This is a genomic window from Arenibacter sp. ARW7G5Y1 (assembly GCF_003201775.1).
Taxonomy (GTDB): Bacteria; Bacteroidota; Bacteroidia; order Flavobacteriales; family Flavobacteriaceae; genus Arenibacter.
In genome coordinates this window covers 84,999-102,318 of the sequence record NZ_QJJZ01000007.1, presented here as the reverse complement: position 1 = coordinate 102,318, position 17,320 = coordinate 84,999, and the positions used below count along the sequence as shown (strand labels likewise).

Genomic DNA, 17,320 nt, shown 5'->3' with positions numbered 1-17,320 from the left:
ATGTGCCATCTTAAATTTACACATACAATCCCTATCAAGAAAGCCTCACCTGAATTTTGGTGGGGGTTATGGGTGTGTTTTCCCAAGTCCCCAAACTATTCCACTACCACCTCATCAATAAACATCCATGAGCCACCTCCTGATGGCGGAGATCCTAAATTTGTTGCCTTAACTTTAATATATCTAGCGGTTTGTTTCCCTAGTCCAATTATAAAATCTTTTAATTCCGAACCATTGTTTGCCGTATATTCCCTTTTTACAATTCCTGCACTTCTGTATGATTTGCCATCATCCGAAAGAAAAATCTCGACCTGGATAGGAAAGTAGATTCCGGAACCTTGGTTTTCCAAGGCTCCCACCGTTACTTGTTCCATTTCCGTAGGGGACTCCATATCAATCACCAACTCCATATCATCACCTAACCATCCCTGCCATTGTCCGTCGTGAAAATTCTTGGACCCACGAACTACATTTACCATCCCCAATTCTTTGGCTCCCTGGTAACTATCGTGATATTTATTTAAATAGGTTACAGGTTTACCCACAGCTTTATGATAGGTAATTGTTTTTTCAAACAAGGCACCGGCAGGTCTATCTTCCTTAAAAACTTGTGCCTTGAGGGTTGTTGTCTTTGTGATTTCTATAGGATCGGTGTATTTTTCCGATGTTGTGGTAATGTTACTACCATCAAGGGTATAACGGATCTCCGAACCCGGAAATTCCGATATAAGTGCTATGGAAATAACGGCACTTTCGGGATTGACGGTAGTTTCTGTTGTAACCTGGTAGACACTTTTGGCATAATTGACACCCATGATTCCATATCTCTGGAATAGACTACCTACCCTGTTGGAAAAATCATTCCAATTCTTATTATCCTTACTACTCCAAACAGCTTCTGCCAAAGCGGCCAAACGCGGATAGGTCATATACTCCGCCTGGTCATTGGTCGGGACATATTCCGTCCATAAATTAGCCTGACCTCCTAAGACATGCTTGCCCTGCTGCTCGCTCATCCCTTCAACCACAGGGTCAAATTGATAGACCTTACTAAGGGACAGGTTTCCTCCCCAAGCCAAAGGCTCAACATCTTGGTCCCCTTGGTAATAATCAAAATAACAATGTGAGTTAGGGGTCATCACTACATCGTGACCAGCTTCGGAGGCTTCCAAGCCACCTTTTACCCCGCGCCAGCTCATAACAGTGGCGCCCGGAGCCAAACCGCCTTCCAATATTTCATCCCACCCCAATAAGGTTCTTCCCTTACTGCTTAAAAAACGTTCCATACGTTGTATAAAATAGCTTTGAAGTTCCTCAACATTGTCCAAGCCTTCCGCGGCTACTCTTTTTTTGCAATCAGGGCATATCTTCCAATTGGTCTTGGTAGCCTCATCCCCACCCACATGGATGTATGGGGACGGAAACAATTCCATCACCTCCCGTAAAACGTTCTCCAAAAATTCAAAAGTCGAATCCTTCCCAGCGCAATATATTTCAGTTATGGGCCATACCCCTCCAGAGGGTACCATGATCGGATTTTGAAAACATGATAACTCAGGATATGCCGCTATAGCACTCATTACATGGGCCGGCATTTCTATTTCCGGAACCACAGTAATTCCCTTACGACTGGCATAAGCCACAATTTCCTTAATATCCTCTTGCGTATAAAATCCGCCATAAGTGGTCTCCGTACCCAAATCCGGTGTAGGTCTTGCATTCCATGGCTTGTCTTCCTGGTCTACCCTAAACCCGCCTACTTCCGTTAATTTAGGGTACTTTTTTATTTCTATTCGCCAGCCCTGATCATCTACCAAATGCAAGTGCAGGGTATTCATTTTTAATAAGGCCAATTGATCTATGGTAGACAGAACATATTCCTTTTCAAAAAAGTGTCTGGAAACATCCAACATAAACCCTCGCCATTTAAAACGAGGACTATCCTTAATTTCAACAGTGGGAATATCCCAATTAATATTGGTGACCACGCTTTTATTTTCTATGGCGACTGGAAGTAATTGCCTAATTGTTTCCAAGCCATACAAAAAACCATTATAATCATTGGCCCTAATAACCACTTGATTATCGGTGACCTTTAGACTATAGCCTTCCTCCGCCAAGGACGAATCCGTGGATAACAGGACAAAGTTACTACTTGGTGCTGTGGGTACCACCTCCAGGTCCCATCCGGCAGCCGCGGTAAATCTATCCTTCAATACGTCCAGAGTCTCCTCATGATCCTTTGGCGCCACCAATTTGGTTTCCTTGTTAAAGCGGAAAGCCCCTTGGTTAAATGTCATTTCCAAAGGTTTGGGAACGATATTTATATCACCCTCCGTAAATATGGTTTTGCTTTCCTCTTTACAACCCATTAGGACCACCAAAAGAATTACACTAAAGCTTTGAATTACTGTCTTTTTCATTATACTCCCTTTATTCATTTCCCTTGACCACCCAAAAATTTATAAGAACGCATCACTATTATTCATCGACACTTCGAAATTTACCATCCTCGCTTATCGTCAATATTTTTCCTGTAAATGGGCTTTTAACCCAAATATCATATCCAAATCGGTGCTTGTCCAAATTGGGTTTTATAGACTTGCCCAATATAATCGTAGGTGCTGACACCCGTTTTTCGGCATTCTTTTTTTCTTGTAGAACCCCTCTGTATACCGAATACAAATACCATTTTATATAATCGTCCTTTGGAATGGAAAAACTATCCTTTCCTCCTACTTCTTCTGAAGAAAAATAAACATACCCCCAGTGCTCCGGTTCATGCATATTGATAACTCCTTGAGGTGACCAAACCCAATTATACTCGGGCATAAACTTGCCATTATTGTCCTTTTTCCTGGAATACCTCCCGTCCGTTAAATCAAATTTCCAATTTACCCTGGAAAAGTTGATCCTCCAAAAATCGTTTTCCGGCACATTATTACTATTGCTTGCTTCGGTGATCACCGTCCATGGAATAGCTATTTCAACGGTCCATCCTTTGTCCAAATCGGATGAATCATTCAGTGTACCATCAATACTTACCGCTGATTTTACCCCTTGTATATCCCAACTGTCTATTACTTTGCCATGATTCCTATAGGGTTTGGTTAGAAACAAATCCCACAATGTATTATGGGCATTCATCTCATATTCGTAATAATTGTGGGTATCCCCATCGGGGTCTATAAAAATCTCAAAATCATTATTGTAAAAAATAACGGTGTCCCGTTGTTTTAAGGTAGCCCAAACATGGGGCTCCTCCATTTCTGCCAAAACATATAGGTACTCATTGTCCCACAACATTTTCATTCTGGTCCTATAATCAGGTATCAATTTTCCTTCGATATCGATATAATCTTGGGACCAAGGTGCTTTTTGCCAAGAAGCGTCTTCCCCTTTCCCGTCTATAGTCAGTGTTTCACTTGCCTTAAATGCAACATAGTTTCTTGGTATAAGCTCTTGACCCTTTATTGCGGTAAAGCCAGCGCATAAAAACAATAGTGCCAATGACCAAGTTCTGGTTTGGATGGAAAATGTGGTCTTCATATTTTGATTTTTATTATTTCTATTTAATAAGCAAAAGCCGTGTAGGTCCCCACGGATTACAAACTATTCTCCTTTGTGAACTTTAGAATTTCGGATATACGCCCAAAGGCCAAGCCCGTAACCGTATCCGCAGCTCCATAATAAATGGCTACCTTATCCTCTTCAATTGAATACAGTGCGGCACATGGAAACACCACGTTTGGTACATCGCCCACACATTCATAATTGGTCTGTGGGGATAACAGATAAGGTTTGGTCCTATACAGTACCTTATCTGGATGCTCCTTGTCCAAAATAGCCGCTCCCATGGAATATCTAAATCCGTTACAGGTATTAATTACCCCATGGTAAAAGGTTAACCACCCCTCATCGGTAAGTATTGGAATTGGCCCTGCCCCAATCTTGGTGCATTGCCATGCGCTATCCACAAAAGGGGTCACCTTCATTACACAACGATGTTCCCCCCAATATTTCATATCCGGACTATAACTAATATATATGTCGCCAAAAGGGGTATGTCCATTATCACTTGGGCGACTCAACATTGCATATTTGCCATCAATTTTTTCTGGAAATAATACGCCATTCCTATTAAAGGGCAAGAAGGCATTTTCACATTGAAAAAATTCTTTGAAATCGAAGGTATACCCAATACCAATGGTTGGTCCGTTGTATCCGTTACACCAGGTGATCCAATACCTATCCTCAATAAAGACCACCCTAGGGTCGTATTTATAGTCAGATTCGATCATAGTGGTATTACCTGCCTGAAACTGAATAGGATCATGGTTAATATCCCAGTCTATCCCATTTTTACTGAATCCGGCAAAAATGTTCATCTGCACCGCCTTGTTATCACAGCGGAAGACCCCGGCAAAGCCATCTTTGAACGGCACTACCGCACTATTAAAAATACTGTTGGAAGAAGGAATTGCATCCCTCTTCACCACTGGGTTCTCCGTATATCGCCAAACTACATCAGTACTTTGGGCAGGCCTTTCTTGCCAAGGAATGTTACTCACTTTATCTTATATTTAAAATTAAACTTTATCCTACTAATTTAAACTATCCCAGACTTTAATATGGGGCATATCAATTATATCCTAATTGGGTATTTTTCTAACCTTATCCAACCAAGTGAATTTTAGAATTGCAGAGGTAATGCCAAAAACAACCAAGGCTATAATTGCCTTTGGGTAATCCCTGATCATAAAATATATTGGAAGAACGATCATACTGGACTGCCAAATAATACCAATGATACAGTTCATCATATCCCGCCAAAACTCATTATTCTTTTCAAAAGCAGGGTCTTCCGCTTTCAGTTCTTTATATATCGGACTCCACCAACCCCAAGGTTTCACATTTTTATAGAACGACTTTAATACTTCCTTATCGGTAGCCGGGCTAAAATAGGTTCCCAAAAACGATCCTAACATGGAAACTCCAAAAATTATCGGAAAAAGATAAATGGCATGAACATGGGAAAGATTATACAATAAACCATCCTCCACAAAATTGCCCTTGTTGTTATCCAGTACAAATTGCAGGGAAGCAACAATCAAGCCGGACAACATACCCCAAAAATAGCCCCAGCCATTAAATCGCCACCAAATCCATTTTAAAAAATTTGCTGCTACGTAACCTCCAAAAAGGGCACTTGTTATCCAAAGGGTGAGGGAATTGATGGAATCCGCGAAAAAGCCCATAACAACACCTAAAATCACCACTAAAAACGACGCTATATGACTCACTTTAATATAATGCTTTTGCGATGCTTCGGGTCTAAAATACTTTTTATAAATATCATTGACCAAATAAGCAGGGCCAGCGTTGACAAAAGCGGAGAAAGTAGACATAAACGCTGCAAGCAACCCTGCCAACAACAATCCCTTTATCCCTACCGGAACGTGAAAGTTAATTACTTTGGGAAGTAGCACCTCCAGTTCAGCTCCTGTAAGCGAAGGGTTAGCGATCATTTCCGGGCTTAGTACCACTAAAGCAATGACCACTATCCCGGATATGAGCAAATACCTGGGAATGAACAATACCAAATTGGTAAACCCGCTCATATAGGCAGCATCTTTGACTGTTCTGGTAGACAATATGCGCTGAAGGTCATAACTAGGGGTAGGGCCTGCTATACTCGCAAAGAAACCTTTAAAAAGCGTCATTCCTATCAAGGCTCCAAACATTTTATACCCCTCGGAATCGATCAAATTATTAAATGCCTGAAAATCCTTGTCCCAATGGGTTCCCAATTCCCAACCAAAGAACAGATTTTTCCATTCGGCACTTATTACCGAATTGATCTCTACATCCGTGAAAGCAAAAAAGGCATAGCCCGCTACCAGCACTCCGGCAACGACCATAATGATATATTGCAGTACTTCGGTAGCTACCACCGAGAACATCCCTCCCTTTACCGTATAGATCGTGGTCAAAAATATGATGATCATGGCATAGGACTGTTCTGAGTTCAACAAAACCATTTCCCCAATATGCAGGGTCATATCCCAAGGCAGGATAATGGTCAAAAATTTACCCACGCCTTCAAAAAAATAAGCAATAAATCCAACGGCAGCAACAATAGCAAATACAGCGACTATACTGTGGGAAGCCCTCCCTGCCCTATCGTCTCCAAAGCGGGTAAGTATCCATTCCGATCCGGTCATAATATTTGATCGCCGAATCCAGACGGCTAAAAACATCATCACAAAAATTTGATTCCAAATTGGCCATAGCCACATGAACATGAAGCTCTTTACTCCATACAAAAATAGTATCCCTACCATCCAAGCAGTACCCGAAACATCGAACATACCAGAACCATTACTAAGCCCCAAATAATACCATTTTATGTTGTTCCCCCCTAAAAAGTACGACTTGAGCCCCTTGGATGCTTTTTTTGAAACCCAAATACCTACAAAGAGGGTCAACACTATATAGGCAACAATTATGGCTACATCAATTACATTCATTTAATTTATTTTTAAGGTTGAAGCCAAAAACGTGTCAACCCGTGGTTTTTTTTAAATAAAAACGGTTAAAAAATATTACAGCCTTGTGTTTTTTAGCTACTAACGACAAGAACTCTTATTTTTTTTATAAATTCCCCAAATTTTCAAGACTGTATTGGCGATTTTTCAAAAAAGTAAACAAAAACCAACATGGGCATTCCATTTACCTGAACTAAATATTTAATTTTTTTTCAGGAAGAGGAATAAAATTAGACCAACAACCAACCCGTAAAGCCAAACGCCAATTTTTAGAAATCAAGACTGTGATCAATTCTCATGACAATTAAAAATCTAAATCATAAATTACTCAGTAGAAATAGTTCCGGTGATTTCAACATCAACTATAGGCACCATATCATTTTTTGGGCCGTATATATTTTATTCAATATTTTCCGCTGGGGAAATCTGCATCAGGATTTTGCCTATTCCATAAAAACCAACTTGTTGGGATTCCCCATACATATGGCCCTGGCATACCTCAATATTTATTTTTTAATGCCCAAGTTCGTTTATAAAAAACGATATATCACTTATACTATTTTACTTCTGACATCTTTACTTATAGGACTTTTGGTAAAATTCAACCTTACTTACTACTTGGTAAGCAACAACGTAATGCCCGAAGCCGGAGATGTTGAAAGCCTTACATTAAATTATGCCATAGTTACCATGCTGGGGGAACTTTATGTAATGTCGTTTGTTACGGCCATAAAAATTACGGTAGATTGGTTAAATGAAAACAGTAAACTCCATGAACTGGAAAAAAGACAGCTGACCACTGAATTAAAATTCCTGAGAGCACAGGTTTCCCCTCATTTCTTCTTTAACACTCTTAATAACATTTATTCGCTAACTTTAGAAAAATCGGACAAGGCTCCCCAAGTGGTCCTAAGATTATCAGAATTAATGCGTTATTTGCTATATGCTACGGACAAACCCTATCAGGATTTGACCAAGGAAATTGAATGTATCCAAAACTATATCGATCTGGAGCGTATCCGATTTGACAATTCCTTAAAAATTGATATGAACGTTTCTGGCGATATTGAAGGAAAGGGTATTGCCCCCATGCTCCTAATGCCCTTTATAGAGAATAGCTTTAAACATGGTGCCAGTAAAAATATTGGCAGTATGTATATCAAAATTAATTTGGAAATTGTGGACGACATCCTGAATTTTGAAATAAGCAACAACATCCCCCAAAATAAGTCGAGCAACAGAATAAACCCAGAAGTTGGCGGAATAGGACTTGCCAACGTAAAAAAACGTTTGGAACTGGGTTATGAACCCAAAGATTACAACTTATCAATCTTTGAAAAAGACAAAATGTTTAATGTTATTCTTAAATTAAAAGTGCAATGAGTTTTAAGGTAATAATTATTGACGATGAACCACTGGCAATCAACATATTAAAAAACTATGTAGAACAAATCAAGGAATTGGAACTGATTCAGACCTTTACCAATGCCATTGACGCCTCTACCTTTTTACAAAGAAATGAGGTAGATATCGTATTCCTCGATATCAATATGCCCATAATGAACGGTCTTGACCTGTTAGGCAGTGTAAATTCTAAGGCCATGGTAGTTATGACAACGGCCCATGAAGATTATGCCCTTAAAAGTTTTGAATTGGAGGCCATAGACTATTTAGTGAAACCCATACCTTTCCATAGGTTTTTAAAAACCGTCAATAGAATTATCAATTTAAAGGAAGGAGGCGCCAAAAATGAAACGCCTGCGACCAATGATAATCCCAGTATTTTCGTAAAGGTGGATAAGAAAAAATTGCAGAAAATTTATTTGGATGACATTATTGTAATAGAAAGCTTAAAGGATTACATCAGGATAAAGACCAAGGCCAGCAAACATATCATCCACAAAACCCTTAGCAGTTTTACCGATGAACTCCCTGCGGACAAATTTATCAGAATACATAGATCCTATACCATAGCCATTAACAAGATCGATGCCATTGAAGGCAACAGTGTAGAAGTACAGGGCATTAGATATACCATTGGGCGTAGCTATCTTAACGAAGTAAAGAGCAAAATTTTACATGACGGATTGGAATAAACCGTCCAAAATACACTTAATTCTTTTTTTTGGCAGCATTTAGCTGCTCGGGATTGTCATTTGTCGAAATTTAACGTTAAATTATTGCAAACCATCTATCTTAGAAGGTATTAATTTATTTAAAGTCAAAATGTTGTCCCATCCCGTAAGAAAATTTTTTGTCCGCTTCCCAAAACGGTTGTATTCAATACTGGCATTCCTTCCTGTTTTAATTGCCTTTGGTTGCAACACTGGGGCACAAACGTCCGGAACAACCGACAATGCTGATACCAATGGAAGAATTCCCGATAAAATAGACTTTACTTTTCACGTAAAACCGATCCTATCGGACCGATGTTTTAAATGCCATGGTCCCGATAAAAATGCCATAGAGGGTGGACTATCCCTAAACACTGCCCAAGATGCCTATATGGCATTGGGCAAAAAGAAGGATCATTACGCCATTGTTCCTGGCGATATAGAAAACAGTGAATTGGTCAATAGGTTATTTACAACAGACGAGTCCTTGCTGATGCCGCCCCCGGAATCCAACCTAACCCTCACCAAATACGAGAAGGAAATCCTAAAAAAATGGATAGAACAAGGTGCCGAATACAAAGAACATTGGGCCTTTATTGCTCCAGAAAAACCGAGCATCCCCAAAACAAATAATACTACATGGGCCCAAAATGAAATTGATCAATTTGTTTTATCACAACTGGAACAAAACGGCTTGGAACCCAGTAAAAAAGCTTCCAAGGAAAAAATGCTAAGAAGAGTGTGTTTTGACCTTACCGGGCTACCACCAAGCGTGGAACAGATAAACGCTTTCGTCAACAATGATTCCCCTACTGCTTATGAAGAAATTATTGATTCCCTGCTAAACACGGTCGATTATGCAGAGAACATGTCCGCCGAATGGATGGATATAGCCCGATATGCGGACACCCATGGATACCAAGACGATTTTGAACGTATCATGTGGCCATGGCGAGATTGGGTAATTCACGCCTTTAAACAGAACATGCCCTATGACCAATTTGTAACCTATCAATTGGCAGGAGATCTTTTGCCCAATGCCAATGCGGAACAAATTCTTGCCACCGGCTTCAACAGGAACCACAAGATCACCTTTGAGGGTGGGGTTATACCCGAAGAATATCGTATTGAGTACGTAGAGGACAGGGCGGTGACATTTGGAACCGCCTTTCTGGGTCTAACGTTGGAATGCGCCCGCTGCCATGATCACAAATATGATCCTATAAGTCAAAAAAACCATTTTGAATTGTTCAGTTTCTTCAACAATATTGACGAATTGGGACTGACCCCCGGGGGGGCGGGAAAAATTCCAAAACCCTATATGACCATTACCGAAAAGGAGAAAAACGGTGTATTAAGTTTTGTTCAACTCCAAAAATCCTCCATGAAGGAAGTTCCCGTTATGGTCATGAACGAAATGGAGGAAATTAGGCCCTCCTATATCTTGAACAGGGGTGTCTATGACCAACCCACTACTCAGGTCTATCCCAATACACCAGAGTCCATTCTACCTTTCCCTGAGGACTATCCCAAAAATAGATTGGGACTGGCCAAATGGTTGTTTCACGAAGACAATCCTTTGACCGCTAGGGTTACCGTAAATAGATTTTGGCAACGTATGTTCGGCAGAGGTTTGGTGGCATCTTCCTTCGATTTCGGCAACCAAGGCTCCTTGCCAACACATCCCGAATTGCTGGACTTTCTGGCCATCAAATTAAAGGAAGAAGGTTGGGATACCAGAAAAATATTAAAATATATGGCCCTTTCCGCAACCTATCAACAAAGCAGCAAGGTATCCAAAAAATTACAGGAATTGGACCCGGAAAACCGTCTCTTGGCACGTGCGCCAAGGTTAAGGCTAACAGCCGAATTAATTAGGGACCAAGCCCTGAAGATCAGTGGACTGCTCAACAAAGAGGTTGGTGGACCAAGCGTTAAGCCGTATCAACCCGCCGGAATTTGGGAAGCCACCACTGGTGGAGGTGGAGGAAGTACGGCCACTTACATAACCAGCACCGGAAAAGATCTATACAGAAAAAGTTTGTATACCTTTTGGAAAAGAACCGTTCCCCCGCCAAGCATGATGACTTTTGACGCGGCATCCAGGGATCTTTGTACGGTAAAACGGCAAGAAACGAACACACCCTTACAGGCATTGGTATTGTTAAACGATCCACAAATAATTGAGGCATCGCGGCTAATTGCCAAAAACGCCATTGATCGCAATACAGAAATAATTGATCAAATAAAATACATTTTCAAGCTGGCAACATCCAGATCTCCGGATGAAGATGAGTTATCCATGCTGAACAATTATTACACCAGTATGCTCCAAAAAGTGGATGAAGAAGGAATAGACCCACAGGACTACCTGTCCATTGGCGATTATGAAATAGACGAGAGCTATTCAAAAAAACAATTGGCCGCATTGGCGTTAACGGCACATACCATTTTAAACTTAGATGAAACTATAACCAGGGGTTGATCATGAGCGAAAAAAAAATTATAGAAGAACGATCCTTGATTTTAAACCGAAGGTCATTTTTAGGAAAAACGGCCTTGGGAGTAGGCGGGGTAGCCCTGGCATCCCTTTTGGGTGCCAACCTTTTTAGAAAGAATAAAAATGGCATACTTACCAAGGATGATAGTTTGGAAGGGGTGAAAGGAATTTTAAATTCACTGCATCACCCTGCAAAAATTAAAAGGGTCATATATCTGTTTCAAAGCGGAGGGCCTTCCCAATTGGAACTTTTCGACTATAAACCACTTCTGAACAAAAGACGTGGGGAAGATTTGCCGGAATCTATCAGGAACGGGCAACGGCTTACGGGGATGACGGCGGGACAGGACAAATTTCCGTTGGTCGGTTCCCTACATAATTTTAGCCAACACGGCAAGAACGGCACCTACATTAGTGATATTCTACCCTATACTGCTAAAATGGTAGATGAACTCTGCATTATAAAATCCATGTATACCGAAGCCATCAATCATGATCCTGCGGTGACCTTCTTCCAGACAGGGTCCCAACAACCCGGAAGGCCTAGTATTGGATCCTGGCTAAGTTATGGCTTGGGCAGTGAAAATGAAAACCTCCCGGCATTCACCGTTCTATTGTCGCGGGGTACAGGAAGGCCCAACGGGCAACCTTTGTACACTAGGCTTTGGGGCAATGGATTTTTGCATTCCCTGCACCAAGGCGTTCAATTTAGGGCTGCCAAGGATCCTGTGTTGTATTTAAACGACCCCAAGGGCATTACCAAGGAAGTGAAACGTGAAATGCTGGACAATTTGGCCGAATTGAACGACAAGCATTATCAAGATTCAGGTGATCCAGAAATAAAAAGTAGGATTGTCCAATATGAAATGGCGTATAGGATGCAAACCTCCGTTCCCAATGTTATGGATACTGCCAATGAGCCCGATTATATCTATGAAATGTACGGACCTGAAGCCAAAATACCGGGAACCTACGCCGCAAATTGTCTTTTAGCCAGAAGATTAGCGGAGCAAGATGTACGCTTCATCCAACTCTACCACATGGGTTGGGATCAACACGACAATCTCCCTGGAGCCATTGCCAAACAGGCAAAAGACGTTGACCAAGCTTCTGCTGCCCTGGTGGCCGATTTAAAACAACGCGGATTGTTGGAGGACACCTTGGTAATTTGGGGAGGGGAATTTGGAAGGACCAATTATTCACAAGGCCTTTTAACAGATACCAATTACGGTAGGGACCACCATCCAAGATCTTTTACCATTTGGATGGCCGGAGGTGGTGTTAAACCTGGTATTGTGTATGGGGAAACGGATGATTTTGGATACAATATTGTAAAGGATCCGGTACATGTCCATGATTTCCAAGCTACAATGTTGCACTTATTGGGAATAGACCATGAGAAATTAACCTATAAGTACCAAGGCAGAAGGTTTAGACTAACAGATGTGGAAGGCCATATTGTAAAGGATATCCTAACCTAAACCTATAACCAAAGAATGATATTACAGATTATAAGCCTTGGCCGTCTACACCCCCTATTGGTACATTTGCCCATAGGCATATTAGTACTGGCTTTTCTAATGGAACTATACTTTAGAAAAAAAGATTCAGGCACGGAACAAAAAATCATCAACTTTACCCTAGCCATTGCTGCTATAAGCACAGTATTATCTGTAGGCAGTGGATGGCTATTGGGCGAAAATGGCGGGTATGACGAAACCTTGTTGTTTAGACATCGATGGATGGCAGTTGGATTGGCCATAGGAAGCTCATTGCTATATATTATTAAAAAGAATCCAAAGACCTGGATCAAGAAAATATACTTACCCCTTTTTTTCGTGGTTATGGGACTTTTAGGCCTAACTGGTCATTATGGTGGAAGTATGACCCATGGGGAGGATTATCTATTTAAAAATGAAGAGAACACCAAAGTGGTCATAACGGACGTTGATAATGCCCTTGTGTTCAATGACATTGTAAAGCCAATTCTGGATGATAAGTGTGCAAGTTGCCATAATCCCAACAAGGTTAAAGGAGGTCTGATCATGACCAACAAAGAACAATTGCTTATAGGGGGCGACTCCGGCAGTCTATTCATGGCCGAAAAAGGTGAATCTCCCAGACTAATTCATCATATAAAACTCCCCATGGAAGACGAGGAGCATATGCCACCCAAGGGCAAGGTCCAATTGACCAATCACGAAATTCAATTATTGGAATGGTGGATAGGCCATGAAAACTGTTTTGATTGTGTGGCCGGGACTTTGGATAAAACAGAAAAGATCAGTGATATTTTAAATTCCTTGGAAGAGGACACTTCCCCAAGGGCCCTTATTGCGAAAGAGGTGGCAATGGTTCCTGATGAATGGTTGGCCTCTATAAACAACAACGGATCCATTATTACAAAATTGGCAGAAAAAAATCCACTTTTGATAGCCAACCTGTCCGGCAATAAAAGTTTAGGAAAAAATGATCTGAAAGCATTAAAAAAACATGCCGAAAACATAGTAGAACTCAATTTGGGCAACTCCAATTTTAATGACACCCTTTCTTCATATCTAACCTCCTTTAAGAATCTCACCAAACTTCAATTACAGAATACGAAGATCACGGATAAGTCCATGGAATCCATAAAGGATCTTAAACACCTGGAGTCCCTAAATATTTATGGAACCGATATTACAGATCAGGGTCTGCAAAAATTGACAACCCTGAATGGATTAAAAACATTATATCCATGGAATTCCAAAATCACCAAGGAAGCTCTGGATAGTTTTAGCAGCACGTATAAGGAGGTCACTGTGGTAAGCATCCAGGAGGATCTCTTTACCCCCTCTAGTTTGGAACCGCCAACCATAATTGCGGATACGGATTTCTTCAAGGATTCCGTTGCAGTTACCCTGGATTATTTTTTTAAAGGGGTAGACTTATATTACACCTTGGATGGTTCCACACCCGACACCACATCCAATAAATATATTGAACCCATTATACTCACCAGTTCCGTCCAGCTCAAAGCTGTTAGCCATAAATCTGGTTGGGAAATAAGTCCTGTAAAAACGGTAAGTTTTAAAAAAACGAATATTCTACCCAATTCCATAACCCTAAACAACAAACCCAACGAAAAATACAAGGGCAATGGAGGAAATACCTTGATAGATCTAAAACGGGGGACCATCAATTTCATTGATGGCAATTGGATCGGTTACGAGGGCAGCGGATTTTCCGCCACTCTAAAACTCCAAAAAGAAGAGGTAATATCCACAGTGTCGGTAGGGGCATTTTCTTCACCCGAGAAATGGATTTTTTATCCAACGGGTTTCAAAGTATGGGTGTCCCGGGATGGCGATAATTTTAAGCTGGTCCATACAGAGAAAATCCCAACGGAAAAACCCAACTCGGATACTAAGTTCCAATTTTTCGACCTTAATATTCCACCAACCAAATCCACTTTTGTTAAAGTGGAGGTAATGAGCCAACTCAAGAACCCGTCCTGGCATAACAATCCCGGGGGAAAAAGTTGGTTATTTGTAGACGAGATAGTACTTAATTAAGAATAAGGAATCCTTAGACCTCCAAAATCCCTTGTGTAACAATTGTTACATAGAGAATTTTAGATAACTTTATATTTGCATCTTAAGAATTAATATGGATTATATACTTCAACCCTGGCCTTGGTATGTCTCCGGGCCCTTGATTGCCCTGGTAATGCTAATTTTGGTATATTTTGGAAAAACATTTGGCATGTCCTCCAATTTACAGACTCTTTGCAGTATGGGAGGGGCAGGAAAATATTCGGACTATTTCAGGTTGGATTGGAAGGCCCAGCGCTGGAATCTGACCGTTGTTTTGGGAGCAATAATTGGCGGCTTTATAGCAACCCAATTCTTATCGGACGGATCGGCAATTGCACTAAGTGCCGAAACTATTTCGGACCTAAATGCCTTAGGGTTTAGTGAGGTTGGGGAAACTCTTTTGCCCCCAGAAATATATAGTTGGGAAAATGTGATGAGTATAAAAGGGATTTTAATCTTGGTCATTGCAGGCTTTTTGGTAGGCTTTGGAACCCGGTACGCCGGAGGGTGTACTTCTGGCCACGCCATAACTGGCTTGAGCAACCTTCAATTACCCTCGCTCATAGCCGTAATAGGTTTTTTTATTGGGGGCCTCATAATGACCTTCTTTATTTTACCCCTTATTTTCGGAACATAAATGCGAAGAATTGATATTCATGACCCATGTGAATGTCATGATTTCCAGTTCACAAGTAAAAATAACAACAATTGAAAAGCCTAAAATTGTTTTCATTAAAAAGTACATAAGATAAATAAAATGAAATTCTTAAAATTCTTGTTGGTAGGTATCTTTTTCGGGATAGTTCTGGTAAAATCGGAGGCTGTATCCTGGTATCGTATTTATGAAATGTTCAAATTTCAAGCCTTTCATATGTACGGAATTATTGGGTCTGCAGTATTTCTAGGGGCTCTATTTATTTGGCTCTTTAAAAAATATAAGTTGAAAAGCATTGAAGGCAAAACCATGGATTTGGCAACAAAAGATAAAGGGGTTGCAAGATATATTCTTGGCGGCACCATCTTTGGCTTAGGTTGGGCATTGGCAGGGGCTTGCCCTGGTCCTATGTACATTTTAGTAGGTACCGGTGTTTTTAGCATGTTGATAGTAATTGCAGGTGCCTTGCTGGGTACTTTTGCCTATGGGTTACTTATGAAGAAACTACCTCATTAAAATGATACAAAAGGCCACGTACCCGAGGCCATTTTACCAATAGCCGGAAGCCCAATTTATGAATTCAAGTAAGGAATGGAATTAACCAGGCCTTCTCTACATTGGGAAGTCCGTTTCCATTGTTTGCTTGAAATAAAGTAAAAAGGTTTTAAAGCAACGGCTTACTAAATAATTTCAGCACTTAATCCTGCATTCAAAAGCTTAGCACACCTAGGCTTTAAATCTTTATATTCCCCTGTCTTAACAGTACATTTACCATTGTAATGTACAATTAGGGAACACTGTTCCGCCTGCTCCGGAGTATGGTCACAAGCCATAATTAAAGTTTCAATAACATGATCAAAAGTATTAACCTCATCATTGAACAAAACAATCTCATTTTGCTTAACAGTCTCCTCTTCCAAAAGTAATTCTTCCGAGACTTTTTCCTTTGTACTCATAGAATTCAATTTTAATACCTCCTAAAATACATATTTTACGGCAACCCAATTATTCTTTTCCAGATTTTTTTCAAATTTTAGCCCAGCCATCCTACATCTTTCAGAAATCTGAGGTATATCCCCTTTATAAAATCCGCTCAGGAACAAAAATCCACCCTTGTTTAAGCATTTAACATAGGTAGGGATGTCTTCCAGCAAAATATTTCTATTAATATTGGCTATAATAATGTCATATTTCTGGTCTACCAGTAAATCTGCAGTGCCTTCGTAAACATTAATATGATTGCAATTGTTCCGTTCAACATTTTCTTTGGCATTGAGGTAGCACCAGTTATCTATATCTATAGCATCTATGGCAACTGCTCCTTTCATAGCTGCTAAAATGGCCAAAACCCCGGTGCCGCTACCCATATCCAAAACGGATTTCCCTACAAAGTCATGGTCCAACAAATGCTGTAACACCATATAGGTAGTTTCATGATGACCGGTCCCGAAACTCATTTTTGGTTCAATAACAATATCATATTCTACCTTAGGCTTTTCATGAAAGGGCGCCCTAACCACACATTGCTGCCCAACTTGGATAGCGTTAAAATTACTTTCCCAGGTAGCGTTCCAGTTCTCCTGCTCTATCTCCGAATAATCATAGTCAATAGAAAACAAGGGATTGGTAAGAATCTGTAGGTCATCCAGGATCGTTGGATACCAATCTTCTTTTTTAATATAGGCCTGAACCCCTTCTTCGGTTTCCACAAAGCTTTCAAACTGTACCTCTCCCAATTCGGCAATAAGAATATCCGAAGCTGGTTGTACTGGGGTTACCTTAAAATTATACTCTAGATATATAGAATTCGACATTTAATCCCAACATTTTAATTAGTCACCCTTTTTCAATCAATTATCTTGGGACATGCCTATTAGGCATCCATGGAAAACTGCTTTTTTTCTACCCAAGCGTTGGTGCTTTCAAAT

General features: G+C 40.5%; 13 protein-coding genes. 7 read left to right on the top strand and 6 right to left on the bottom strand.

Annotated elements, in window-relative coordinates; genetic code table 11:
• Nucleotides 1–95 precede the first annotated feature (95 nt).
• The 4 genes from C7972_RS11860 to C7972_RS11845 all read right to left on the bottom strand — a co-directional run bounded on the left by C7972_RS11860 (nucleotide 96) and on the right by C7972_RS11845 (nucleotide 6,530).
• A complete protein-coding gene (locus C7972_RS11860; RefSeq protein WP_110356511.1) occupies nucleotides 96–2,423 on the bottom strand; it encodes a family 20 glycosylhydrolase in 2,328 nt (775 codons plus the stop codon).
• 58 nt (nucleotides 2,424–2,481) lie between these two features.
• A complete protein-coding gene (locus tag C7972_RS11855; protein WP_110356398.1) occupies nucleotides 2,482–3,549 on the bottom strand; it encodes a carbohydrate-binding family 9-like protein in 1,068 nt (355 codons plus the stop codon).
• Nucleotides 3,550–3,605: 56 nt separating this feature from the next.
• Nucleotides 3,606–4,571 (bottom strand): glycoside hydrolase family 130 protein, encoded by a 966-nt coding sequence (locus C7972_RS11850; protein WP_110356397.1) that lies wholly within the window; start codon nucleotides 4,569–4,571, stop codon nucleotides 3,606–3,608.
• Nucleotides 4,572–4,652: 81 nt separating this feature from the next.
• The gene (locus C7972_RS11845) at nucleotides 4,653–6,530 is read right to left on the bottom strand and encodes a sodium:solute symporter family protein (RefSeq protein ID WP_110356396.1); all 1,878 of its coding nucleotides are present in this window, start codon (nucleotides 6,528–6,530) and stop codon (nucleotides 4,653–4,655) included.
• Between the two features lie 315 nt (nucleotides 6,531–6,845).
• Here C7972_RS11845 and C7972_RS11840 point away from each other — a divergent pair, with 315 nt between their 5' ends.
• From C7972_RS11840 to C7972_RS11810, 7 genes are all read left to right on the top strand, one after another.
• Nucleotides 6,846–7,931 carry a sensor histidine kinase gene (locus tag C7972_RS11840; protein ID WP_110356395.1) on the top strand — a complete coding sequence of 362 codons (1,086 nt, stop codon included), beginning with the start codon at nucleotides 6,846–6,848 and terminating at the stop codon, nucleotides 7,929–7,931.
• Complete coding sequence (locus C7972_RS11835; protein ID WP_110356394.1) at nucleotides 7,928–8,644, top strand: LytTR family DNA-binding domain-containing protein; 717 nt, start codon at nucleotides 7,928–7,930, stop codon at nucleotides 8,642–8,644. Before C7972_RS11840 ends, C7972_RS11835 begins: the two co-directional genes overlap by 4 nt.
• Nucleotides 8,645–8,822: 178 nt before the next feature.
• Entirely contained in the window at nucleotides 8,823–11,147 is a 2,325-nt protein-coding gene (locus C7972_RS11830; RefSeq protein WP_258364835.1) for a PSD1 and planctomycete cytochrome C domain-containing protein, read from the top strand.
• Nucleotides 11,148–11,149: 2 nt separating this feature from the next.
• Nucleotides 11,150–12,643 carry a DUF1501 domain-containing protein gene (locus C7972_RS11825; protein ID WP_110356392.1) on the top strand — a complete coding sequence of 498 codons (1,494 nt, stop codon included), beginning with the start codon at nucleotides 11,150–11,152 and terminating at the stop codon, nucleotides 12,641–12,643.
• A 15-nt stretch (nucleotides 12,644–12,658) separates the two neighbouring features.
• A complete protein-coding gene (locus C7972_RS11820; protein WP_110356391.1) occupies nucleotides 12,659–14,716 on the top strand; it encodes an FN3 associated domain-containing protein in 2,058 nt (685 codons plus the stop codon).
• Nucleotides 14,717–14,810: 94 nt separating this feature from the next.
• Nucleotides 14,811–15,374 carry a YeeE/YedE family protein gene (locus C7972_RS11815; protein WP_110356390.1) on the top strand — a complete coding sequence of 188 codons (564 nt, stop codon included), beginning with the start codon at nucleotides 14,811–14,813 and terminating at the stop codon, nucleotides 15,372–15,374.
• A 120-nt stretch (nucleotides 15,375–15,494) separates the two neighbouring features.
• Entirely contained in the window at nucleotides 15,495–15,908 is a 414-nt protein-coding gene (locus C7972_RS11810) for a YeeE/YedE family protein (protein WP_110356389.1), read from the top strand.
• Nucleotides 15,909–16,072: 164 nt separating this feature from the next.
• On the opposite strand, the gene C7972_RS11805 is transcribed toward C7972_RS11810, so the two are convergent.
• Nucleotides 16,073–16,348, bottom strand: a complete 276-nt coding sequence (locus C7972_RS11805) for an ATP-dependent Clp protease adaptor ClpS (protein WP_110356388.1) — start codon at nucleotides 16,346–16,348, stop codon at nucleotides 16,073–16,075.
• A gap of 21 nt (nucleotides 16,349–16,369) precedes the next feature.
• Nucleotides 16,370–17,206 carry a 50S ribosomal protein L11 methyltransferase gene (gene prmA / locus C7972_RS11800; protein ID WP_110356387.1) on the bottom strand — a complete coding sequence of 279 codons (837 nt, stop codon included), beginning with the start codon at nucleotides 17,204–17,206 and terminating at the stop codon, nucleotides 16,370–16,372.
• Nucleotides 17,207–17,320 lie beyond the last annotated feature (114 nt).

Bases quoted from the DNA above. Each gene is read 5' to 3' on its own strand.
- C7972_RS11825 (WP_110356392.1), top strand. From the start codon at position 11,150: ATGAGCGAAAAAAAAATTATAGAAGAACGATCCTTGATTTTAAACCGA.
- C7972_RS11845 (WP_110356396.1), bottom strand. From the start codon at position 6,530: ATGAATGTAATTGATGTAGCCATAATTGTTGCCTATATAGTGTTGACC.
- prmA (WP_110356387.1), bottom strand. From the start codon at position 17,206: ATGTCGAATTCTATATATCTAGAGTATAATTTTAAGGTAACCCCAGTA.
- C7972_RS11855 (WP_110356398.1), bottom strand. From the start codon at position 3,549: ATGAAGACCACATTTTCCATCCAAACCAGAACTTGGTCATTGGCACTA.
- C7972_RS11810 (WP_110356389.1), top strand. From the start codon at position 15,495: ATGAAATTCTTAAAATTCTTGTTGGTAGGTATCTTTTTCGGGATAGTT.
- C7972_RS11835 (WP_110356394.1), top strand. From the start codon at position 7,928: ATGAGTTTTAAGGTAATAATTATTGACGATGAACCACTGGCAATCAAC.
- C7972_RS11840 (WP_110356395.1), top strand. From the start codon at position 6,846: ATGACAATTAAAAATCTAAATCATAAATTACTCAGTAGAAATAGTTCC.
- C7972_RS11860 (WP_110356511.1), bottom strand. From the start codon at position 2,423: ATGAAAAAGACAGTAATTCAAAGCTTTAGTGTAATTCTTTTGGTGGTC.
- C7972_RS11820 (WP_110356391.1), top strand. From the start codon at position 12,659: ATGATATTACAGATTATAAGCCTTGGCCGTCTACACCCCCTATTGGTA.
- C7972_RS11815 (WP_110356390.1), top strand. From the start codon at position 14,811: ATGGATTATATACTTCAACCCTGGCCTTGGTATGTCTCCGGGCCCTTG.
- C7972_RS11805 (WP_110356388.1), bottom strand. From the start codon at position 16,348: ATGAGTACAAAGGAAAAAGTCTCGGAAGAATTACTTTTGGAAGAGGAG.